Annotated in this window: 19 protein-coding genes; 5 read left to right on the top strand and 14 right to left on the bottom strand. The window is 68.7% G+C overall.

What is annotated here, in order from left to right; genetic code table 11:
• Window positions 1-97 precede the first annotated feature (97 nt).
• Together C8E99_RS12990 and C8E99_RS12985 are read right to left on the bottom strand one after the other, a co-directional pair.
• Window positions 98-1,543 (bottom strand): 2Fe-2S iron-sulfur cluster-binding protein, encoded by a 1,446-nt coding sequence (locus C8E99_RS12990; protein ID WP_115932637.1) that lies wholly within the window; start codon window positions 1,541-1,543, stop codon window positions 98-100.
• Window positions 1,540-2,841, bottom strand: coding sequence for an aromatic ring-hydroxylating oxygenase subunit alpha (locus tag C8E99_RS12985; protein WP_115932636.1), 1,302 nt, complete (start codon window positions 2,839-2,841; stop codon window positions 1,540-1,542). Before C8E99_RS12985 ends, C8E99_RS12990 begins: the two co-directional genes overlap by 4 nt.
• Before the next feature lie 159 nt (window positions 2,842-3,000).
• On the opposite strand from C8E99_RS12985, the gene C8E99_RS12980 reads away from it, so the two are divergent.
• The gene (locus tag C8E99_RS12980; RefSeq protein WP_115932635.1) at window positions 3,001-3,933 is read left to right on the top strand and encodes a LysR family transcriptional regulator; all 933 of its coding nucleotides are present in this window, start codon (window positions 3,001-3,003) and stop codon (window positions 3,931-3,933) included.
• 53 nt (window positions 3,934-3,986) lie between these two features.
• Here C8E99_RS12980 and C8E99_RS12975 read toward each other — a convergent pair whose 3' ends face one another.
• The 5 genes from C8E99_RS12975 to C8E99_RS12955 form a co-directional block, all read right to left on the bottom strand.
• Entirely contained in the window at window positions 3,987-5,153 is a 1,167-nt protein-coding gene (locus C8E99_RS12975; protein WP_170144605.1) for an alpha/beta fold hydrolase, read from the bottom strand.
• Window positions 5,154-5,217: 64 nt separating this feature from the next.
• The gene (locus C8E99_RS12970) at window positions 5,218-6,585 is read right to left on the bottom strand and encodes a pyridoxal phosphate-dependent aminotransferase (RefSeq protein WP_115932633.1); all 1,368 of its coding nucleotides are present in this window, start codon (window positions 6,583-6,585) and stop codon (window positions 5,218-5,220) included.
• Window positions 6,586-6,596: 11 nt separating this feature from the next.
• On the bottom strand, window positions 6,597-7,814 hold the full coding sequence (locus tag C8E99_RS12965; RefSeq protein WP_115932632.1) for an ROK family transcriptional regulator: 1,218 nt from the start codon (window positions 7,812-7,814) through the stop codon (window positions 6,597-6,599).
• A 64-nt stretch (window positions 7,815-7,878) separates the two neighbouring features.
• Complete coding sequence (locus C8E99_RS12960) at window positions 7,879-8,949, bottom strand: ABC transporter permease (protein WP_115932631.1); 1,071 nt, start codon at window positions 8,947-8,949, stop codon at window positions 7,879-7,881.
• On the bottom strand, window positions 8,946-10,466 hold the full coding sequence (locus C8E99_RS12955) for a sugar ABC transporter ATP-binding protein (protein ID WP_115932630.1): 1,521 nt from the start codon (window positions 10,464-10,466) through the stop codon (window positions 8,946-8,948). Before C8E99_RS12955 ends, C8E99_RS12960 begins: the two co-directional genes overlap by 4 nt.
• Before the next feature lie 151 nt (window positions 10,467-10,617).
• Between C8E99_RS12955 and C8E99_RS12950 the strand changes: the two genes are divergently transcribed.
• The 3 genes from C8E99_RS12950 to C8E99_RS12940 all read left to right on the top strand — a co-directional run bounded on the left by C8E99_RS12950 (window position 10,618) and on the right by C8E99_RS12940 (window position 13,975).
• The gene (locus C8E99_RS12950; RefSeq protein WP_115932629.1) at window positions 10,618-11,661 is read left to right on the top strand and encodes a substrate-binding domain-containing protein; all 1,044 of its coding nucleotides are present in this window, start codon (window positions 10,618-10,620) and stop codon (window positions 11,659-11,661) included.
• Between the two features lie 113 nt (window positions 11,662-11,774).
• Entirely contained in the window at window positions 11,775-12,923 is a 1,149-nt protein-coding gene (locus C8E99_RS12945; protein ID WP_211309047.1) for a Gfo/Idh/MocA family protein, read from the top strand.
• Between the two features lie 47 nt (window positions 12,924-12,970).
• On the top strand, window positions 12,971-13,975 hold the full coding sequence (locus tag C8E99_RS12940; protein WP_115932628.1) for a sugar phosphate isomerase/epimerase family protein: 1,005 nt from the start codon (window positions 12,971-12,973) through the stop codon (window positions 13,973-13,975).
• Window positions 13,976-14,004: 29 nt separating this feature from the next.
• On the opposite strand, the gene C8E99_RS12935 is transcribed toward C8E99_RS12940, so the two are convergent.
• The gene (locus tag C8E99_RS12935) at window positions 14,005-15,117 is read right to left on the bottom strand and encodes an NAD(P)-dependent alcohol dehydrogenase (protein ID WP_115932627.1); all 1,113 of its coding nucleotides are present in this window, start codon (window positions 15,115-15,117) and stop codon (window positions 14,005-14,007) included.
• Between the two features lie 213 nt (window positions 15,118-15,330).
• Window positions 15,331-15,942, bottom strand: coding sequence for a LysE family translocator (locus tag C8E99_RS12930; protein ID WP_245952333.1), 612 nt, complete (start codon window positions 15,940-15,942; stop codon window positions 15,331-15,333).
• 117 nt (window positions 15,943-16,059) lie between these two features.
• On the opposite strand from C8E99_RS12930, the gene C8E99_RS12925 reads away from it, so the two are divergent.
• On the top strand, window positions 16,060-16,515 hold the full coding sequence (locus tag C8E99_RS12925) for an Lrp/AsnC family transcriptional regulator (protein ID WP_115932625.1): 456 nt from the start codon (window positions 16,060-16,062) through the stop codon (window positions 16,513-16,515).
• Between the two features lie 2 nt (window positions 16,516-16,517).
• Here C8E99_RS12925 and C8E99_RS12920 read toward each other — a convergent pair whose 3' ends face one another.
• The 5 genes from C8E99_RS12920 to C8E99_RS12900 all read right to left on the bottom strand — a co-directional run bounded on the left by C8E99_RS12920 (window position 16,518) and on the right by C8E99_RS12900 (window position 20,929).
• Window positions 16,518-17,204 (bottom strand): NrtR DNA-binding winged helix domain-containing protein, encoded by a 687-nt coding sequence (locus C8E99_RS12920; RefSeq protein WP_115932624.1) that lies wholly within the window; start codon window positions 17,202-17,204, stop codon window positions 16,518-16,520.
• Between the two features lie 79 nt (window positions 17,205-17,283).
• Window positions 17,284-18,123 carry a sugar phosphate isomerase/epimerase family protein gene (locus C8E99_RS12915; protein WP_170144604.1) on the bottom strand — a complete coding sequence of 280 codons (840 nt, stop codon included), beginning with the start codon at window positions 18,121-18,123 and terminating at the stop codon, window positions 17,284-17,286.
• Between the two features lies 1 nt (window position 18,124).
• The gene (locus C8E99_RS12910) at window positions 18,125-18,904 is read right to left on the bottom strand and encodes an SDR family NAD(P)-dependent oxidoreductase (RefSeq protein WP_115932622.1); all 780 of its coding nucleotides are present in this window, start codon (window positions 18,902-18,904) and stop codon (window positions 18,125-18,127) included.
• 87 nt (window positions 18,905-18,991) lie between these two features.
• Window positions 18,992-19,837, bottom strand: a complete 846-nt coding sequence (locus tag C8E99_RS12905) for an SDR family NAD(P)-dependent oxidoreductase (RefSeq protein WP_115932621.1) — start codon at window positions 19,835-19,837, stop codon at window positions 18,992-18,994.
• A 90-nt stretch (window positions 19,838-19,927) separates the two neighbouring features.
• On the bottom strand, window positions 19,928-20,929 hold the full coding sequence (locus C8E99_RS12900) for a sugar ABC transporter substrate-binding protein (RefSeq protein WP_115932620.1): 1,002 nt from the start codon (window positions 20,927-20,929) through the stop codon (window positions 19,928-19,930).
• Window position 20,930 lies beyond the last annotated feature (1 nt).

The raw sequence follows: 20,930 nt of genomic DNA, 5'->3' as shown, positions 1-20,930 counted from the left end.
GGTGTGCTGACGTCTGTGGTGCGACCGGCGCGTGCGGCGCCGGCGATGTTCCGTGGAGGGGATGTCCCGCCCGCCGATCTCCGGCGTCCGGTCTGGTCTAGGCGTCGACGACCAGGTCAGTCTGCGCCGTCGAACAGCACGGCAGGAACTTTCCGGCGTCGATCTCGCGGGCACGGATGCCGCCTTGGTGGTTCATGTCCACCTCGCCGCTGATCTTGACGACCTTGCAGGAACCGCACATGCCCTCCCGGCAGTTCGCCCCGATGCGCACGCCGGCCTCCCGGGCGGCGTCCAGGACGTTCGCCTGCGGGTCGATGCGCACGTTCAGGCGGGTGCGCAGGAACGACATCGTCAGGCTGCCCTCCCCGACCACCTCGAAGGTGGACGGGTCGACCGGCCCGGTCGTGTTCGACGCTGCCGGGCTTGACGGGGTCGGACCAGACGCGGCCGCACCTGACGGGGCCGGACTCAACGTGGCAGCTGCGGCGCCGCCGTCGTCGGGGGTGTTGAGTTCCGCGATCCGGTAGAGGTCCAGTGCACCCGTGGGCGGATCGACGACGTCGGCCGGGGCCTCCAGGGCAGCCTCTCGGGCAGCGTCCTGGGCGGCAGCCATCTCCTCGGCGATGCCGCCGGCGAGGGCCACTTCCTCCCGGTATTCCAACGCGGTCTCGCGGGTGCCGGAGAACGACTCGACGAAGATCGACGTCTCGTCCACGCCCACCTTCTCCAGCAGCTCGGCGGCGACATCGATATACCCCTCCGGTCCGCAGGCGAACACCTTGCGTCCGTTGGCATCGGGGACCACCGTGTCCACCATCTCTGAGGTGAGCCGCCCGACCATCCCCTCCCAGGTGCCGGGGACGCTGCGATCACCCAGCGAGTAGTACACGGTGATCCGCGAATCGACCGCGGCCAGGTGCTCGAGCTCGTGGGAGAACGCGAAGGTCCCGGGCGCAGCCCCGTGATACAGCATGACCACGTCGGCGCGGCCCGGGAGGGAGTGGATCGTCCGGATCATCGACATCAGCGGGGTGATGCCCGAGCCGGCCGCCAGGAACAGGTAGCGCGCCCGGCGGTCATAGTCGGGCAGATGGAAGGCGCCCACGGGGCCGAGCACCTCCAGCACACTGCCGGGCCGGATGTTCTCGTGGATCCACGGCGAGACCGTGCCACCCTCCTCACGCTTGACCGTGATGGCGAAGGTCCACGGCTCCGTCGGAGCGCTGGACAACGAGTAGCTGCGGTTGACCGGATCAGCGTCCTGACCGAACACCGGGAAGGCGATGTTGAGGTACTGCCCGGATCGGAAGGCGAGCGGAGCGCCGTCCATCCGGCGCATGACCACGGTGAGCATGCCCCCGGCTTCCGGGATGGTCTGGACGCACTCGGCCAGGAACTCCTGCGGATACCAGGGGTCCAAGGCCCGGGCCGCCGCCGCGAAGGGCAGGTCGGCAGTGGCCTGGGCCACCCGGTTCCACGGCATCTCCAGACCCCGGACGCGCCGGACCTCCGGAATCGTGGTGAGGGTGGTGCTGACGGTCATGCCACGTGCTCACGCATGCGCTGGGTGTACCAGTTGATGAACGCCTCGACCTGATACTCGCTCTTCATGTAGGGCCCTGGCTCGTAGGCCGGGCTGTTCGCGCCCTGCTGGCACATCTCCACGAAGTTCTTGTCCTGCAGGTTCGTCTGCTTCCACGTGTGGGTGAGTGTGTCCACGTCATAGTCCACCCCCTCGACGGCGTCGTCGGCAACGAGCCAGGTGGTCCGCACCAGCGTCTGGTGCTCGTTGATCGGGAACGCGGCGAACGTGATCACGTGGTCGGAGATCAGGTGGAACCAGGAGTTCGGCTGCAGGTGCATGGAGCAGCGGCCCAGCCGGAAGTCACGCAGGTCACCCAGCAGCTTCTTGGACAGGCGGCGGCCGGTGGCGGAGAAGGACTCGCCCGCGCCGTCGAGCGGCTCACGGGAGATGCGGATCCCGGTGACGCGGGTGTCGAGTTCCTCGACGATCTCAAAGGGCAGTCCGTAGCGGGTGCAGCGCCCCCGCAGGGCATCCTCGGCCTCGACGTTGCGGTTCCAGACGTCCTCCAGGTGAGGCGGGACGATCCCCTCGGAGAGGCCCCAGGTCGGGAAGAGCGAGCAGGCCAGCTCGGGGTGGCCGTCGCAGTGGTAGCACTCGCGGTTGTTCTCCATCACGAGTTTCCAGTTGCCCTCCTCGATGATGTCCTGTTGGTAGGCCACCCGGGAGTTGGCGATCTCATGCGGGGCCAGGTACGGCTCGAAGATCCCTGCGACCTCATCGAAGTCGGCGGGCGGCTCGTCCGCCAGGCAGATGAACACCAGCCCGGCGACCACCCGTCCGTGCGCCTTCTTGAGCGCGAAGCACGCTTTGTCGAAGGACGTCTCACCGGGTGAGGAGGCATGGATCAGGTCGCCGTCCGCCGAGTAGGTCCACGAGTGGTAGCCGCACACCAGGTTGCCGGTGGTGCCCGTCTTCTCCGGGAGCACCCGGGCGCCGCGGTGGCGGCACACGTTGTGCAGGACGTTCACGCCCTCGTCGGTGCGGAGGACGATCAGGGAGTACGGCCCGTAGTCGACGGTGACGTAGTCACCCGGCTCCGGGATCTCGGCGAGGCTGGCGGCGAAGAGCCAGTGCCGGCCGAAGATGCCCTGCATGTCCGCGGCGAAGATCTCAGGATCGGTGTAGAACGGCGCCTCCAACGAGTAGCCGGTACGGCGCTCGTCGAGCAGAAGACGCACCTGGGCGGCCTGCTCCTCGGTGGGGGCGGCGGCGAGGCGGCCGCGGCTGGCGGCTCTGGAGTTCACGGCAAGGGTCACGGTACTGATTCCTCGAGTCTGCGGGGTTCGGGATGGTGCTGCGGGCCGAGCGGGGGCGGGTCCGTTACGGTGCTGTGATCAATGACACATCGATCGTAGTAGTCCGAACAATGCAATAAAAAGCTCGGATATCCGGTGGGAACCGTGCAGAATCAGTGCATGATCGATCGACGCATCCTCACCCTCCGGACGTTCGCCTCCTGTGGCAGCATCGCGGCGACCGCGGAGCTCACCGGATACTCCCCGTCTGCCGTCTCCGCGCAGCTGCGAGAGCTCCAGCAGTCGCTCGGCATGCGCTTGCTGCTGAAGGAGGGCCGCGGGCTACACCTCACGGCCACCGGGCGCTATCTCGTCGAGCAGACGGACGGCCTGATTGAAGAGTGCGACCGCATCACCTCGACCATGGCGTCCGTTGCCGGGTCCACGCCCATCGAGTTCGGCCTGGGCGGCTTCTCGACTGCGGCGTCCAGCCTGCTCGTCCCGCTCGCGGCGGAACTGCGGGCCACGCAACCGAAGGTCACCGTGCGGGTGGTCGAGGCGAGCCCGTCGCGGTGCCTGGACCTGCTCCTCGCGGAGCGGATCGATCTCGCCGTCGTCGTGGCCACCGAGGCCGAGGCCGACGTGGGTTCCGATTCCCGCGTCGAGGAGACGCGGCTGCTCGACGATCCGCTGGACGTCATGCTGCCGTTGGACCACCGGTTGGCCGAGAACTCATCCGTCTCGCTGCACGAACTCGTGGGCGAGGTCTGGATCACGGACGCGCCGGGTACCGCCTACCGCGCGCTGTTCTCCGCCGCGTTCACCGCGGTCGGCGTGAACCCGAAGGTCCAGCACGAGGTGACTGAGTGGGAGACGACGACGGCGCTCGTCGGGGCCGGGATGGGCCTCGGCCTGGTGCCGCGCCTGGCGAGTCTGGCGGGGTCCGAGAACGTGCGGCGTGTGCCCATTTCGGGCCCGGCGCGGCCGACGCGCCGGATCGTCGCCGCGGTGCGCCGGGGCACGGCGACCGCGCCCATCGTCGCCGCCTCCCTGGCGCACCTGAAGGATGCCGCCCGGCGCCTGCTCTCGGAGCGCCTGGCGGAGAACCCCTAACCTCAGCTCCCCCATTGGACGGCCGCCACCATGCCGCGCCCACGCTGTGTCCATCACCTCGCTCTGGCCTCATCCCGCCAGTCCGGCGTGGCCAGCAACCACGTGGTCAGTTCCTGACAGGCCAGGTCCAGGTTCCCCATCTGACAGTGCTGATCGGCGTACTCGGCCTCGGTGAAGGTGCGCACCGTGAGGCTGTGAGCCATCGTGAGCGCACGGGCCTGCGCCCGAGCCAGCACCGGCGGCTGGAACGCGTCATGCTCACCGCACATCAACAGCACGTCCTGGCGCACCCGCTTGCTGCCCAGATGTCGGGCGTTCATGCCCATGAACCAGTCGACCGCGTCGGCTGGGTCGTCACTGCCCACCATGTACAGCACCTGGTCAACCACCATGCGCAGCGTCGGGCTCAGGCGGACGCGGGTGCGAACGCTCCAGCGCATGAAATCACGGTGCCTCAGCATGCCCCGGACCGGGCCACGCACCGTGGGCGGCAGCCGGTGGAGCCAGTCATAGACAGGAGGCCAGGCCACCACGCGTTGTATGCGGTCCTCCAACCCTGCAGCTCGCAACGCCCAGTACCCACCCATCGAGAGGCCAATCAGGGTGGCCTGCTCCACGCTGAAGTGATCCAGCACCGAACCGACCGGCTTCTCCCAGTCATGGTCGAAGGTCCGACCATTCAGCGTCCGCGCTCCGCCCTGCCCCGGCCCTTCGAAGGCGATGACCTCGAAACCTGCGGCGGCGAGGCGCTGCCAGATGGAGTGGAATTCCTCGATGAGTGAGTCGAATCCGCCGTGCAGCAACACCGTGGACCGAGCGCCCGGGCCGGCCGCGGGCAGCCGGTAGGCGGGCAGGCTCGCCGAGGCATAGGGCACCTCGTGGCGTACGACGCCGGCGCCCGCGAACGCGGCCTCGTACAGTTTCCGGAGGCGCCGGTAGCGTTCGGGCTTCTGCTCCGACCGCGGCGGGGTGAAGAACTCCGCCAGGCGAAGGTAGCCTGCGGCATGTCGTGTCCTCCCGGCTACTGCAGACCGCGCCGAAAGGTCCTCGAACACGGCGATGCAGTCGGCCGCGGACCGGACACGGGCCGCAGCACCGTACAGTTCGCCGCGGTCGGCGAAGCCCAGCGCATATGCCCGGTTGAACTGGTAGTTGATGAAGTCCCTGCGATGGAAGTGCTCAAACCCCACCGGTAGGGCCTCGACCCCTGGGCTGGTCATGCCCACAATGTACGGCGACCTGCCCAGCATTGGCCACCGCCGACTTGCCCGTCGACCCCGCAGACTAGCCCCGTTGGAATGCCACGATCCGCTCGATCGCCTCCGCCACTGCGTCGTACCCGGCTGCGAAGGACAACCGGACGTAGTCCTCCCCGTGCGCGGTGTCGAAGTCGGTGCCGGGCGTCAGTGCCACATGGGCCTGCTCCAGCAACGCCTCGCAGTAGGCGGTTGAGGTGCCGTAGCGCGCGAGCATGGCTTCCCCTGGCTTCGCCCAGAAGTAGAAGGCGCCGTCGGCCGGCGCGGCGTCCGTCCAGCCCAGCCGGGCCTGGTTCTCCAGCACCAGGGCGCGAGCCCGGGCGAAACCGGCCACCTGGGCGTCGCAGGCGGCGTAGGACTCCTCCGAGAAGGCCTCGACCGCCGCGTACTGTGCGGGGGCCGGCGGACAGAGGGACACCGATCCGGAGAGCCCGCCGATCGCCGGCGCCAGGTCCTCCGGCATCAGCATCCAGCCGATGCGCCAGCCCGGCATGCCCCAGTACTTGGAGAACGAGCTGATCACCATCGCCTCCGTGGAGTACTCCCAGGCACAGACCCCACGCTCGACGCCGGCCCGGTCACCCGGCGCTCCCGCCGCACCGTCAGCGTCGGCCCCGTCAATCCCGTCTATCCCGTCGAACGCGTCAGCTGTTTCAGCTGTGTCAGCTCTGTCCGCCGCGCCAATCCCGTCGGAGGAGCCGTACGTGATGCCGTGGTAGATCTCATCCGACACCAGGCGCACGCCGCGCTCCCGGCACCACGCGGCCAGCTCCGCCATCTCGGCCCGGGTCGCCATGGTGCCGGTCGGGTTGTTCGGGGAGGCGAGAATCAGGCCGGCCAACGGACCGTGGACGGACTCCGCCTCCTCGAGTAGCGCGGGGGTGGGCTGGAAGCGGACGGCGGGGCCGGCGTCGAGCTCCACCACCTGGCAGCCGAGCGCGGCGAGGATGTTGCGGTAGGCGGCGTAGCCGGGGCGGGCCATCGCCACCCGATCCCCCGGGTTGAACGCGGCCAGGAACCCGGCCATGAACGCCCCCGAGGAGCCAGTGGTCACCGCCACCCGCGCCGGGTCCACGTCCACCCCGTACCAGCGGGCGTAGTGGCCGGCGATCGCGGTGCGCAACTCCTCGATGCCGAGGGTCGGCGTGTAGTTCAGGGCTCGTCCGGACGCGTGCAGCTCGGCGGCCCGCGCACTGACCCCCGCGGGCGCTCCCCCGCCGGGTTCACCGGCGCACAGGCTCACGACGTCGACTCCCGCCGCCCGCAGCTCCGCCACCCGGCCGAGGATGGTCATCACCTGGAAGGCGGGCACCTGCGAGCGCGAGGACGGTCCGAGGGGTGGGGCCGGGGGTAGCGGGATGGTGGGCTGGTGATCGGGCTGGGGGCTGGACATCATGCCCCATTGAATCAGCCGGCGGCCGGTGCCGTGAGCCCGTTGACCATGGCGTCGATCCGCTGCGGGGACATGGCGTGATGGATGGCCAGCATGCTGGCTCCGAGAACGCCGGCGTCCAGCCCGGAGCCCGACTGGACGATCTGCAGGTGCTGCGTGGCCAGCGGGACGGTCCGGGAGTACACCGCCTCGCGGATGCCCGCGATGAAGTGTTCGCCGGTCAGGGTCATGGAGCCGCCGATCACGATCACGGACGGGTTGATGAGGCTGATGCAGGCAGACAGGACCTCGCCGACATCCCGCCCCGCCTGCCGGACCGCGTGGACCGCCTCGGTATGGCCGGCTTGAACCAGACGCACCACGTCCTCGCCCGTATGGGCGTCCAGGCCTTGCGCGCGCAGCTGGGCGGCCACGGCCGGACCGGAGGCCACGGCCTCCAGGCAGTCCAGGTTGCCGCAGTGACAGGGGACGCCGCCGCCGCGGTGCACGCGGATGTGGCCGATGTCCCCGGCCACGCCGTCAGCGCCGCGCTGGAGCCGGCCGCTGGCGACGATGCCGGCACCGATGCCCGTGGCCACCTTCACGAACATCAGGTCGTCCACGTGCGGCCAAGCGACGTTGCGCTCCCCGAGCGCCATGATGTTGACGTCATTGTCCACTAGGACCGGCACGTGGAAGTGGTCCTGCAGGAATCCGGGCACATCGAAGCCATTCCAGCCGGGCATGATCGGTGGGTTGATGGGCCGGCCGGTGCGGTGTTCCACGGGGCCGGGGACGCCGACGCCGATCGCCAGCAGGTCGCCCGTGGTGCGCTCAGACTCCCCGAGCAGTCCGGTGGCGAGTTCGACGACGGCCTGCAGCACCACCTCGGGGCCCTGCGCCACCGCGATGGTGCGGGTGGTCTCCCGGAGGCGGTGGCCGGCGAGATCTGTCACGGCCAGCCGCAGGTGGGACGCGCCGATGTCCACACCGAGAACCACCTTGCTGCCTGCCTGCAGGGCGATTCGTGAGGACGGGCGGCCGCCGGTGGGGACCGCCTCGTCGACGTAGCCGACCAGGCCCAGCTCCATCAGCGCCTCGATGCGAAGGGTCACGGTGGACCGGGACAGTCCCATGCGCTCCGCCAGCTCCGTCCTGGTGCGGGGGCGTCCGTCCCGCAGGATCTGGAACAGTTCGCTGGCGCCCGATCCGCCTAATCCGTCCAGTCCGTCGAACCTGCTTATGTCGTTCATCGACTCATTACAGCACACGTCTCGACGCAACAGTTCACTGGTCCTCCCCTCCGCGCGGATCACCCTAGACCTTGAGTGGCTTCGCCGTGGCCCGGCGTTCGTTGCGGGCGGCGAAGCGTTGCTGCAGGAGGACAGCCACCACGATGATCAGGCCCTTCGCCAGCGCCTGCACGGACGTGTCCATATTGTTCTGCGTGAACACGTTGGTCAGCGTGCTGAAGATCAGCACACCGAGCACGGTGCCCATGATGGTGCCGCGGCCGCCGATGAGCAGGGTGCCGCCCACCACGACGGCGGCGATCGCGTCCAGCTCGTAGAGCAGGCCGTGCGTGGAGGTGCCGGCCGTCGTGCGGCCCATCATCATGAGCCCGGCGATGCCGGCCGCGAGCCCAGCCAGGACATAGAGGTAGACAAGATGGCGTTTGACCTTGACACCGGCCAGGCGCGATGCCTCGATGTTGCCGCCGATCGCGACGGTGCGGCGGCCGAACGTGGTGCGATTGAGCAGGAACCAGCCGGCCGCGGCCACGAGGGCGAAGATCCAGACCAGCACGGGGACGCCGAGGAAGTCGGCACGCATGAAGTCCAGGAAGTCGGTGTTGTTCACGATCAACGTCCTGCGCCCGGAGATGAGCTCGGCGAGTCCACGCGCGGCCACCAGCATGGCGAGGGTGGCAATGAAGGCGACCACGTTGCCGTAGGCGATGATCACGCCGTTCACGAGTCCGGCGATCCCGCCCACCAGGAGCGCCACGAGCACCATCACCAGCCACGTGGACTGCGTGGCGGCTAACTGGACACTGGCCAGGCTGGCCACCACCGTGGTCAGACCCATGACCGAGCCGACGGATAGGTCGATGCCGCCGGCCGTGATCACGAAGGTGATGCCGATGCTGATCACGCCGATGATCGAGGCATGGCGGAGGATGGTGAGGATGTTCTCGACCGCCAGGAACCTCTCGCCGCTGGTGATGAGGCCGATGGCGACGAGCGCGGCCAGGGCGATGACGAGGCCCAGGCTGCGGGCACCGGAGCCGTGGAGGAGGTTCCGTCCGGAGGTCCTGCCGCCGGGGGCGCTGTGGCTGGAGGCCGGGGACGGATGCCGCTCGGCCACGGGTGTCTTCTGCTCGCTCACGCGGCACTTCCCTTCATGACGAGGTCGAGCACTCCGTGCTCGTCGATTTCGTTGGCATCGGACTCCGCGAGGACGCGACCGTCGTCTATGACAAGCACGCGGTCAGCCAGGCCGAGGACTTCCTCGATCTCACTCGAGATCACGATGATGGCGGTGCCGCCCGCGGCCAGCCGCCGAATGAGCGTGTAGATCTCCGCGCGGGCGCCGACGTCCACGCCTCGGGTCGGCTCGTCCAGCAGGAGCACCGGCGTGCCATGCACCAGCCACCGGGCCAGGAGGATCTTCTGCTGATTTCCACCGGACAGCGCCCGCGCCGGGCGGTTGGGATCGGCCGGGCGCAACTCCAGGGCGTCGATCTGCGCCCGCGCCGCCTGGCGCTCGGCCGACTCGTCTAGTAGGCCCGCCCGGGCAAAGCGCCCGAAGGTGGACAGGGTCACGTTCCGGTAGAGCGGCTCGTCCAGGATGAGCCCCTGGCTCTTGCGCTCCTCGGGGGACAGGCCGAGGCCGGCATCCACGGCCGCGCTGACCGAACCGGGCGTGAGCCGCTTGCCATTCACGCAGACGCGTCCGGCGGTCGCCTTCCGGGCGCCGTAGATGGTCTCGATGATCTCCGAACGCTGCGAACCGACCAATCCGGCAAGGCCGAGGATCTCGCCGGCGCGGACTGTGAAGCTGACCGGCTCGAAGTGACCCTTCAGCTCCAGGCCGTCCACCTCGAGCGCCACGGGAGCATCCGCCGCGACGGGCGTCCGCGGCGGGAACACGTTCGCGACCTCGCGGCCGGTCATGAGCCTGATCAACTCCGCCTTCGGGGTCTCGGTGACGTGGAGGCCGCTCGCGGTGCTCCGGCCATCCTTGATGACGGAGATGCGGTCCCCGATCTGGCGGATCTCCTCCAGGCGGTGCGAGATGTAAACGACCGCGATGCCCTGGGCCGTGAGTTCGCGGATCACCCGGAACAGGTTTTGGACCTCACCGGAGTCCAGGATGGCACTTGGCTCATCCATGATGATCAGCTTGGTGTCCCGCGAGAGTGCGCGGGCCATGCTGACGATCTGTTGGTTCGCGGCGGAGAGCGAGCCGACCTCCCGCGACGGGGAGAGGCCGCCGTGGCCCAGCCGCTGCAGGAGGGACCGCGCGGCCGCGTTCGCCCTCTTCACGTGCAACACACCCCCGGTTGCCCGCTCGTGGCCCAGGAAGATGTTCTCCGCGACGGTCAGCCCGCCGACCACGTCGAGTTCCTGGTACATCGTGGCGATGCCGAGTTCCAGCGCCGCGGCCGGACTGTCGAACTCGACCGCGCGGCCCTCCCAGAGGATCTCGCCCTCTTCCGGTCGATGTGCGCCGGAGAGCGTCTTAATGAGGGTGGACTTGCCGGCCCCGTTCTGGCCCATGACGCAGTGGACCTCCCCGGCGCGCACGTCCAGGTCGACTCCCTTGAGCGCCTGGACGGCGGCGAAGCGCTTGGAGAGTCCCCGCACCTCGAGCAATGGCGACGCCTGATCCTGTTCCGACATGTGACGAAGCTAACACATTATGTCGATCATCGGTACAAGGGCGTCGATTTTTCCCGTGGTTCTGTTATTGTGACTCGCATCACGTCGATGAGCCGTCTTTCGGAAGCAGGCTCCACCCGACGCAGACGCACCACTCATCGAGGAGACAGACATGCTCGCAATTCGAACCGGACGGTCAATGCTCGTCACCACCGGCGCCCTCCTGGCGGTCGGTGCACTCGTCGCCGGCTGTTCATCCGGATCAGCCGGTGACAGTACCCAGCCCACCAATGCCTCCGTGGAGGGAAACACTGAGGAGGGCGAGACCGTGGTCGTGGGCTTCTCGGGCCCCGCGGCAGACCACGGCTGGCTCGGGGCCATCAACGCCGCCGCCACCGCCGAGGCGGAGCAGTACGGTGACATCGATTTCCGCGTGGCCGAGGGCACCAACGACGCCAACCTGCAGATCAGCCAGGTGGAGCAGTTCATCAACGACGGCGTGGACGCCATCGTCCTGCTCCCCACCGACGGTGCCGCCCTCACGGCCGTCGCCACCAAGGCCATGGAAGCCGGGATCCCGGTGGTCAACGTGGACCGCGAATTCTCCAGCCCGGCAGCGGCCCGCACCACGATCCTCGGGGACAACTACGGCATGGGCCAGAGCGCCGGGAACTACATCTGCGAGCAGATGAGTGACACTCCGGACGCCGTCGTCGCGGAGGTGGCCGGCATCGACTCCCTGCCGCTGACCCAGGACCGCAGCCAGGGCTTTGCCGACGCTCTGGAGGCGTGCGGCCTCGACGTGGACAATCGCGTGGCCGCCGACTTCACGGTCCAGGGAGGCGAGGCCGCCACGTCTCAGCTGCTCGCAGCCGCCCCGGAGATCGATGCCCTCTGGAACCATGACGACGACCAGGGCATCGGTGTCCTGTCGGCTATCGACAATGCCGGCCGCGATGAGTTCATCATGGTCGGCGGCGGCGGCTCCGCCAACGCCATGCGGGAGATCCAGTCCGGTGAAAGCGTCCTCCAGGCCACGGTGATCTATCCGTCCACCCAGGCGGCCGACGGGGTCCGGCTGGCGCGGCTGATCGCCCAGGACAAGGCCATGAGCGATCTGGTGGAGGTGGAGGTCCCCAAGCGGATCGTCCTGAACGCCCCGGTGGTCACCAGCGAGAACGTTGAGGAGTACCTCCCCACCGCGTTCGAGTCGTAGAGCCATCCAGTGCGGGGCGGGACGTTCCCCCGCGGAACGCCCCGCCCCGCAGGCCGCCCTCAACGAGCCGTCATCCATCCGTCGTCCAGCCGACGCCCCCTGCAGGAGAGACCATGCCCCGCCCCGTACCACCACTGAGGATCGCCCTGATCGGGCACGGTTTCATGGGAGCCGCCCATTCGCAGGGATGGCGGGTGGCGCCCAGGTTCTTCGATCTGTCTGCCCGTCCGGAGATGACGTTGCTGGTTGGCCGTCAGGCCGCCGGCGTCGAGGCCGCCGCCGCCCGGTGGGGGTGGGCGGAGACCGCCACGGACTGGCGGGCCGCCATCGAGCGTGAGGACATCGACGTGGTGGACATCGTGACCCCCGGCGGATCTCACGCCGAGATGGCCATCGCCGCACTGCAGGCCGGCAAGCACGTGTTGTGCGAGAAGCCACTGGCGAACACCCTCGAGGAGGCTGCGGCGATGGCCGAGGCCGCTGAACGGACCGGGGCGAACGTCTTCGCCATGATCGGGTTCACCTACCGCCGGGTGCCTGCGGCGGCTTTCGCCCGCGATCTCGTCCGGTCCGGTGCTGTCGGCGAGGTCCGCCAGGTCCGTGCCGCCTACCTGCAGGACTGGCTGTACGACGCCGAGGCACCCCTGACCTGGCGGCTCCAGAAGGAGCATGCCGGCTCCGGCGCACTCGGTGACCTGGGAGCCCATGCCGTTGACCTGTCCCAGTTCATCACCGGCCAGAAGGTGGCCGGCGTGAGCGGCATCCTGAACACGTTCGTCGAGGAACGGCCCCTCCCGGAGTCGGCGTCGGAGCGCGGCCGGGTGTCCGTGGACGATGCCGCGCTGTTCACCGCCCGTTTCGACGGGGGTGCCATCGGCTCCTTCGAGGCCACCCGCATGGCCACCGGGCGCAAGAACTCCCTGCGCATCGAGGTCTCCGGATCCCTCGGCGCGATCGCGTTCGACCTGGAGGACTACAACTCGTTGGGCTTCTATGACGCGACGGCCCCCGGCACCCGGCAGGGCTTCACCGACATCATGGTCACTGAGCCCGAGCACCCCTATATGTCCGCCTGGTGGCCCACCGGTCACGCACTCGGCTACGAGCACGGCTTCGTGCACCAGGCCCGGGACTTCGTCGAGGCCGTCACCGAGGGTCGGCAGCCCGAGCCCTCCTTCGCCGACGGCTACCAGGTGCAGCGCGTTCTCGATGGCGTCCAGCGCAGCGCGGAACACTGCAGTGCCTGGACGGCGACCGGCTAGCAGCAGGGCCGCCGCACCACAGAACCCCGAACCGAAGGAGCAACCGGATGGCACGCAACTACACACTGTTCACCGGCCAATGGGTCGATCTGCCCCTCGAAGAAGTCGCCCGCCTCGCGTCCGGCTGGGGCTACGACGGATTGGAGATCGCGGTCTCCGGCGGGCATCTCGACGCCTGGCGCTGGGACGATGACGACTACATCGCCGAGCGCCTTGGCATCCTGGAGCGGTATGGGTTGAGCGTCTGGGCCATCTCGAACCACCTGACGGGTCAGGCGGTCTGCGACGATCCGATCGACTTCCGCCACCAGGCAATCGTCGGCGACCGGGTGTGGGGCGACGGCGACCCGGAAGGCGTCCGTCAGCGGGCGGCCGAGGAGCTCAAGAACACCGCACGGCTGGCACGGCGGCTGGGAGTGGACACCGTCGTCGGGTTCACCGGGTCCTCCATCTGGCAGTACGTGACCCTGTTCCCACCCGTGCCTGGGCATGTCATCGACGCCGGCTACCAAGACTTCGCCGACCGGTGGAACCCCATCCTGGATGTCTTCGATGAGTGCGGGGTGCGGTTCGCCCTAGAGGTGCATCCGACTGAGATCGCCTACGACTACTGGTCGACGGTCAAGACGCTGGAAGCCGTGGGCCACCGCGAGGCGTTCGGCCTGAACTGGGATCCGAGCCACATGATGTGGCAGGGGATCGATCCGGTGGCGTTCATTTCCGATTTCGCCGACCGGATCTACCACGTGGACTGCAAGGACACCCGGATGCGGATGGGCGGAGGCCGAAACGGCGTGCTCGGCTCACATCTGCCGTGGGGCGATCCGCGGCGCGGCTGGGACTTCGTCTCGGTGGGACGAGGTGATGTGCCGTGGGAGGACGCGTTCCGCTCGCTGGCGGCGGTCGGCTATGACGGGCCGATCTCGATCGAGTGGGAGGACGCCGGGATGGACCGGCTGCACGGTGCACCGGAGGCCCTCGCGGTGCTGAGGAAGCTGGACTTCCCGGCGCCGTCCGCGTCCTTCGACGCGGCGTTCGAGCAACGCCGATAGTCCGGCTCCGGTTCATCGGACACCCTGCACTAGCCGATCCGCAACACCGGTTTGATGGTCTCGCCCGTCTTGGAGTCGGCAAACGCCTGGTCCACCTGGTCGAAGTCGTAGTACCGGACCAGCTCGTCGAAGGGGAACCGGCCCTGCTGGTAGAGCGCGATCAGGGCGGGGATCAGGTCCTGGGAAGTCCCGGAGCCGCCCAGAGTGCCCACCACGTGCTTGCCCCACAGGGTCCGCTGGTGATCCAGGCTGAACCGGGCCTCGGCCGGCGCCCCACCGATCAGGATCAGCGTGCCGATCATCCCGATCGCCTCGGCGGCCTCCTCGATCACGGCCACCACCCCGGTGCAGTCCACGGCGTAGTCCGCCGGACCGCCGCAGATCTCCAGGATCCGCTCCAGGGCATTCTCGCGGCCGGAGTTGATGACGTGGGTGGCACCGTAGCGGGTGGCCAGGTCCAGCCGGGAGTCGTGCAGGTCGATGGCGATGATCGTGGTGGTCGGGGTGTTCCGGGCCGCCATGACCGCCGCGAGTCCCACCGCACCCGCGCCGTAGACGACCACCGACTCGCCGGCGGCGGGACGGGCGGTGTTCAGGATGGCACCGGCACCGGTGGTGATGCCGCAGGCGAGCACGCCCACCAGCTCCAGTGGCACCTCCGGGTCCACCGTCACCAGGGCATTCGCGTTGGCCAGCGCATAGGTCGCGAAGGAGGACTGGCCGAAGAAGTGCCCGGAGATTGCCGAGCCATCGGCACGGGTATAGGCCGAGGTCCCGGCCTGCGGACCGATGAACCGCCGCCCGCTGGCCACGGCCGGACCGAGCAGGTCACAGTAACGGTGTTCGCCGCGGCGGCAGTTCCGGCAGTGGCCGCAGTAGGGCCAGCCCATGATGACGTGGTCCTTCACCGCCACCGAGTCCACGCCTTCGCCGACGGCCTCCACCACCCCCGAGCCCTCATGGCCGAGCACGCCGGGCAGCGGCAGGGGCATGTCCCCTGCCTGGGTGATGGCGTCCGTGTGGCACACCCCGGAGGCCACCACCCGCACCAGGACCTCGCCGGGGCCCGGCTGCTCGAGTTCGAGCTCCTCCCGGACGAAGGGGGCGTTCTTCTCTTCGACAACCAGTGCTTCGATCTTCACGGCGGAGTCTCCTGATCAACCTGTTTTGGCGGCCGTCTTCTCCGCAGCCACGCGGAACCGTGTGGCACCCCGGAAAGACCGCCCTGGGTTCATCCGCCAGGGTATCGAGGGGGCAGGTGCCGGACCAGTCGCTCTCGCCACGTGGAACGACCGTACTGTTCGGGCAACGTCACTCCTTCAGGCAGCAGGGCACCCCTGTGCGGCTGAGGCCCCTCAGAGGACAGCCAGCCCCTGCTCGACGAGGATGCTGGCCCCGATCAGGGTCATCAGGATCCCGGCGACCTTGACCACGGCGGCGCTGATGCGGGGCCGCGAGCGGAGGATCCGCTTCGCCAGCAGGGCCACCACGAGGTAGATGACCGCGCAGTTGGCCACGTGCAGGCTCCCCAGGGCGAACATCTGGGTTGTCGAGGACCAGGCTCCGCCACCCGACGTGAACTGGGGCAGGAGCGCGAGCAGCAAGAGCAACCCCTTGGGGTTGATTCCACTGATCCCGGCGCCCCGGAGGAACTGGGACAGCGGGCCGGTCCCCAATGGTTCGGCGCTGGCGGAGGGCGCCTCCGTCCGTGCGACCAGAGTGGTGATCCCGAGGTGGAGTAGGTACACCGACCCGGCCAGGGTCAGCACGGTCAGTGCCGCGGGGTACTGCGTCACGAGGGCACCGGCACCCACGGCCACGAGGGTCACCACGAGCGCGTAGCCGGTGACCATGCCGGCCACGGCGGGCACCACGGACCGCGCGCGCAGGCCGGCGGAGATCGCGTACGCCCAGTCGGCCCCCGGCGTCAGGGCGAGCAGTACCGCCACGAGCCAGAACTGTGCCATCAATGCCGCGTCCATACTGCACTCCCCTTCTCCTGGCTGTAGATCGTACGGAGAATCGCGCGAGATGTGCTTCGAATTACCGCACGGAATCGCCCCTGGGGTGGAATACTTTCCGGCATGGACGCGATCAACCGGGAGATCCTCTCCCTCCTGCAGGAGGACGGGCGCATGAGCGCCACCGTGCTGGCCCAGAAAGTCGGCCTCAGCCTCTCCGCCTGCCACCGCCGGCTCAAGGACCTCGAGCAGTCGCGGGCGATCGAGCGCTACCGAGCCGTGGTCTCCCCGGAGGCCATCGGCCTGCACTTCGAGGCCATCGTCTTCGTCACCATGGGGCGTACCGACGTCGAGACCGTCGGCGCGTTCGAGGCCGCCGCGCGGGAGATCCCGGAGATCGTCGAGGCCCAGCGGCTTTTCGGCGAGCCCGACTACCTCCTGCGCATCCTCACCCCGGACCTGGCGGCCTACCAGCAGCTCTACGACACCGCCCTCGGCAGCCTGCCCGGCGTCCAGCGCCTGGGCTCCACCATGGTCATGAAGAGGATCCGCGGCGGGGAGACCCTCCCGATCCCGTAGCGCTAGGCCATGATCAGCACGGGCTGGTACCCGTCCGGGCGTTTCCGGTAGATCCGGGCCGGACGGCCCAGGCCGTTGCCGCCTGGCGGCACGGCCCGCTCTTCGAGTGCCTCGAGGAGCGGCTCCATGGTCCGCCGGAAGGTGTCCTTCTGATGGACGGCTCCCGCCACGGCATCATGGGCTTGGCGAAGCTGGGTCATGGTGAATTGGGAGTCCAGCAGGTTCCACGGGTCCGGGGCCTGGCCGTACTCCCAGCGCACCATCTTCACGGCCCACGCGATGATCTCGTCGTGGCTGAAGGGCAGGCCGTGCACCTGGGACACCGGTCGCAGCTGGCCATGGCCATGCTGCAGACCCAGCGTCAACGCGGACAACGGCAGTACGTCCAGGTGGGTCACGGTCAGCACCCAACCGCGTTCGTCCCGGGCCGGGTCGTCGAAGACGTGCAGTTGCCGCGGCGAGCGGCCCTGGATGTGCATCCGCGTGTCCAGGCACCGCAGCACCGCGTCACCCAGCCGCTCGCGTTCGCGCAGCATGGTGCCCGGCAGCATCCACTCCCCCGCATGGCTGCCCTGGTCCCGCTTCCGCAGGACCACGTTCAGTTCCCCGTCGGCCACGGTCAGAAGCACGACGTCGGCCGCCACGGACGGGCGGGGATAGGCCAGCAGGTCATCGCGTTCCGGGGACATGCCACCCAATCTATCCACCCCGGCCCGGCGTCTCGCGCCGGCCGTGGGGCAGGTCTCGATCAGGTTCTCCGGCGAAGCCTCAAACGAACAGGCCGGCAGCGTCACGGACGAACTCCTCGCCCGTGCGAAAGGTGGTGTCCCAGATCTTCAGCGCATCGGCCACCGGCTCCTGCATGACGGCACGACTGAATCCCTCCACGCCGAACCGGCCCGCATAGCCCAGGGTTTGGACCTCCTCCAGGACCCGGGCCAGGTCCAGGGAACCCTTGGAGAGCAGTCCGCGGGAGGACTGCCCGAACTCCAGGTACCCGAGGTGGGGCAGGGCATGGGCCACCGCCCCGACCAGGTCCGGTTCCTCGATGGCCATGTGGAAGGTGTCCAGGTGGATCTTCAGGTTCCTCGAGCCGGAGAGCTCCACGAACCGCACGGCCTGGGCCGCGGTGTTCAGCACGGCGGTCTCGTACCGGTTGACCACCTCGAAGGTCATGAGGACCCCGGCGGCGGCGGCCTCATCAGCCACGTCACCCACCAGTTGCGCCGTGTTGGCGAGCGTTCCCTCTGCGGGCCGAGCGGTGGTGTCACCGTGGACGCCGTAGGGCACCCCGTTGAGCTGGTCCCCGCCCATCCGCCCCGTCATGTCCACGAACCGGCACAATTGCTCGAATCCGCGCCGGCGCACGGTCGGCTCGTCAGACATGACGTTCGCCTCCGGGGACTGGACGGCCATCGTGATGGGGGCCAGGCCGGCGTCGTGAATCCGCTGTCCGAGGGCCTCGATCCCGCGGCTGGACGGATCCAGCGGGCCGAGCACCACGCGCCGGTATCCGGCGTCCTTCAGGACTGGAAGCGAGCGGGTGAACTCCTCGCTGAAGGGGTCCGTGGTGAACGCCGCGCTCTGGCAGGCCAGGTCCACCCGCATCTCAGAACTCCGGCAGCTCGAAGCGGTGCTTGAACACCGAGTAGCCGTCATCCACGTTCACCACGGTGCCGTTCATGGCGTTGGACTCCTCGGAGAACAGGAAGGCGACCACGTTGGCGATCTCCTCCGGCTCGGTCATCTTGTTGCGCAACTGCTCGGAGGCGAACAGGTCCCGCAGCTTCTGGGGGAACTGCTGGATGATCGCAGTGTTCGCACGTCCCGGGGTGATCGCCAGCACGCGGGTACCGTGCTCAGCCAGTTCGTAGGCGGCCGAGCGGGTGAAGGAGATGACGGCGGCCTTGGCGGCGCTGTAGGTGAAGGACAACTCAGCAGCCTGCTCGCCGTAGATGGAGGACGTGTTGACGATGACCCCTCCCCCGCCCTGCTTCACGAACTGCCGCGCCGCGGCCAGGATGCCGTAGTACACGCCGTCCTGGTCGATTCGGATCATGGGGTGGTAGTCCTTGGCCGGATCGTGGTCCAGCAGCGGCTTGCCGCCGGCGATGCCCGCGTTGTTGAAGATGCCGTCCAGCCGGCCGAAGGCGTCCACGGCTGACTGCACGGCCTGCTCGACGGCGGCGAAGTCCGAGACATCGACGGCCACAGCGTGTGCCGTGCCACCGGCCGCAGCGACCTCGTCGGCCACCGACTGGGCACCGGCGAGATTCAGGTCGGCCACGATCACCTTGGCACCCTTCTCGGCGCAGCGGCGCACGGTGGCGCGGCCGATGCCGCTCGCTCCGCCGGTGATGAGGAGGACTTTGTTCGTCAGGGTCGTCATGGATGCTCCTTGAAAGGTACTGCGTGAAGGACAGTGCCCTGGGCCGGTGGGCAGGACAATAGGGTCGTAGTGCTCACGGCACCGGGATCAGAACATGGTGTGGGACAAGGCCAGGGCACCGCCGTCCACGGCCAGGACGGCGCCGGTGACGAACGAGTTGCCGGGTGCCACGAGGAAGAGCATCGGTGCTTGGATCTCCGCCATGGTGCCCATCCGGGCGAGCGGGATGGTCTCTTCCCACATCCGTTCCCCCGCCTCGTCCAGCACGGCGTCCCCGCCGATCCGGGTGCCCTTGAAGGGGCCGGGGGCGATGACGTTGACGCGGATCCCGCGGGGCGCGAGTTCCAGGGCGGCCTGCCGGGCCAGGTTGATGATCCCGGCCTTGGTGGCGCCGTAGGCATAGGAGACCATCGGGTCGGTGCGCAGCCCGGCGGTGGAGGAGGTCACCAGGATCCGGCCGTGGTCCGGCAGCACACGGGCGGCGGCGCGGACGGTTTCGAAGGTGCCGTGGAGGTTGGTGGCCACCACGTCCCGCCATTCCTCGTCCGCGTACCGGCCGATGGCCCCGCCCTCCGTGCGGTAGCTGCCGCCACCGGCGATGCCGGCATTGGCCACCACCACCGTCGGACGGCCCACCTCGGCCACGATCCGCTCCAGCACCTCGTCGACGGCGCCCGGCGCGGCCAGGTCGGCGGCAAAGGCGTGGGCCGTGCCCCCGGTGGCGGTGATCGCGTCCCTAACCTCGTCCAGTCGGCCCTGGTCCCGGCCGAGCACGACGACGGTGGCACCGGCGTCGGCGTAGATCTCGGCTGCAGCGCGGCCGATGCCGCTCGAGGCCCCGGTGACCACAACGATGTCGTCGCGCATCGAGAACAGGTCGAGGAGCCGGTCGGTTCCGTGGGCGGGGAGGGCTTGGTCAGTGGTGGACATCATGGGTACGGGCCTCTCTCATCGGTCTCCTGGGTTGGGGGCGTGATCGGCCGGCGGCGGTGGAACTACCGCACAGCCGACACGCTTCCGCGGTCACATGGACGGGGTGAAGTCCGCTGCGTTGTCGCGGTCGATCAACTCGCCCTCGACCTCGACGAAGTTCTCCTCAGGCAGGGTTCCGTCAGCCCGGTAGGCCTCGATGTCTTCGACCACGACGTCGACGACGGAGAACCAGTCCTGGTGGACGGAGGCATAGAACGGACCGTCCTTCTTGATCTCCTCGACGGCCACGCCGAGCGCGTCCACGCCGGTGACGTAGATGTCATCCCGACCGGCTTCGTCGATGGCCTGCGCGGCGCCCAGCGCCGCGTGGTCCCAACCGACCCACACGCCGTCCAGGCCGTCCGGGTTGGCCTGCAGGAAGTCGGTGACGAACTTCAGCGCCTCCTCCTGGGAGGTGCCCGGGTTCAGGGCCTGCTTCATCTCACCGCCGGCGATGTTGGCCCCGGCCTCCTCGAGCATGTCGTAGGCGAGGTTGCTGCGGGTCATGATGCCGATGTGGGGATCGTGGCCGATCACCATGACGTCCTTGCCCTCAAGGCCGCCCATGGCTTCCTCGAGCGCGCCCACGGTGAGTGAGGCGAGCTGGTCCTGGTCGAAGGTGACGTCCTCCACGAAGTCCTCGTTGGGTTCCACCCCGCCATCGATGGAGAAGATGGGGATATCCGCGGACTCGGCGGAGTTGACGAGCGGGGCGATCTGGCGTGGATCGGGGAAGCCCGCCAGGATGACGTCTACCCCCTGGGTGATGGCGGACTGCATGTCCGAGTTGATCTTGTCGTAGTCGAAGTCGGAGGTGTACAGGGTGATGTCCCAGCCCTTGGCCTTGCCCTCCTCCACGAACTTGTCCAGGGTCAGTTTGCCGCCGGGCGTCGCGTAGCCGGCGGTGAAGGCGGCGACCGTGAAGGTGCCGTCATCGCCAGAGCCTCCGGAACTTCCCGCTGCTCCGGCATCAGCGCCGGGGGCCGAGCAGCCCGTCAGGCCGAGCATGGCGGCCGCGGCGAGGCCGGTGATGATCTTCAGTCGAGTGCGCATG

It is taken from the genome of Citricoccus muralis (assembly GCF_003386075.1).
Taxonomy (GTDB): Bacteria; Actinomycetota; Actinomycetes; order Actinomycetales; family Micrococcaceae; genus Citricoccus; species Citricoccus muralis.
The sequence above is the reverse complement of the archived record's forward strand: the minus strand, read 5'-3'. Positions and strand labels throughout refer to the sequence as shown.

Coding starts and splice junctions, on each gene's coding strand:
- C8E99_RS12905 (WP_115932621.1), bottom strand. CDS start 19,837: ATGATGTCCACCACTGACCAAGCCCTCCCCGCCCACGGAACCGACCGG.
- C8E99_RS12900 (WP_115932620.1), bottom strand. CDS start 20,929: ATGCGCACTCGACTGAAGATCATCACCGGCCTCGCCGCGGCCGCCATG.
- C8E99_RS12930 (WP_245952333.1), bottom strand. CDS start 15,942: ATGGCACAGTTCTGGCTCGTGGCGGTACTGCTCGCCCTGACGCCGGGG.
- C8E99_RS12940 (WP_115932628.1), top strand. CDS start 12,971: ATGGCACGCAACTACACACTGTTCACCGGCCAATGGGTCGATCTGCCC.
- C8E99_RS12910 (WP_115932622.1), bottom strand. CDS start 18,904: ATGACGACCCTGACGAACAAAGTCCTCCTCATCACCGGCGGAGCGAGC.
- C8E99_RS12920 (WP_115932624.1), bottom strand. CDS start 17,204: ATGTCCCCGGAACGCGATGACCTGCTGGCCTATCCCCGCCCGTCCGTG.
- C8E99_RS12970 (WP_115932633.1), bottom strand. CDS start 6,585: ATGATGTCCAGCCCCCAGCCCGATCACCAGCCCACCATCCCGCTACCC.
- C8E99_RS12950 (WP_115932629.1), top strand. CDS start 10,618: ATGCTCGCAATTCGAACCGGACGGTCAATGCTCGTCACCACCGGCGCC.
- C8E99_RS12945 (WP_211309047.1), top strand. CDS start 11,775: ATGCCCCGCCCCGTACCACCACTGAGGATCGCCCTGATCGGGCACGGT.
- C8E99_RS12955 (WP_115932630.1), bottom strand. CDS start 10,466: ATGTCGGAACAGGATCAGGCGTCGCCATTGCTCGAGGTGCGGGGACTC.
- C8E99_RS12915 (WP_170144604.1), bottom strand. CDS start 18,123: ATGCGGGTGGACCTGGCCTGCCAGAGCGCGGCGTTCACCACGGACCCC.
- C8E99_RS12990 (WP_115932637.1), bottom strand. CDS start 1,543: ATGACCGTCAGCACCACCCTCACCACGATTCCGGAGGTCCGGCGCGTC.
- C8E99_RS12980 (WP_115932635.1), top strand. CDS start 3,001: ATGATCGATCGACGCATCCTCACCCTCCGGACGTTCGCCTCCTGTGGC.
- C8E99_RS12965 (WP_115932632.1), bottom strand. CDS start 7,814: ATGAACGACATAAGCAGGTTCGACGGACTGGACGGATTAGGCGGATCG.
- C8E99_RS12925 (WP_115932625.1), top strand. CDS start 16,060: ATGGACGCGATCAACCGGGAGATCCTCTCCCTCCTGCAGGAGGACGGG.
- C8E99_RS12975 (WP_170144605.1), bottom strand. CDS start 5,153: ATGACCAGCCCAGGGGTCGAGGCCCTACCGGTGGGGTTTGAGCACTTC.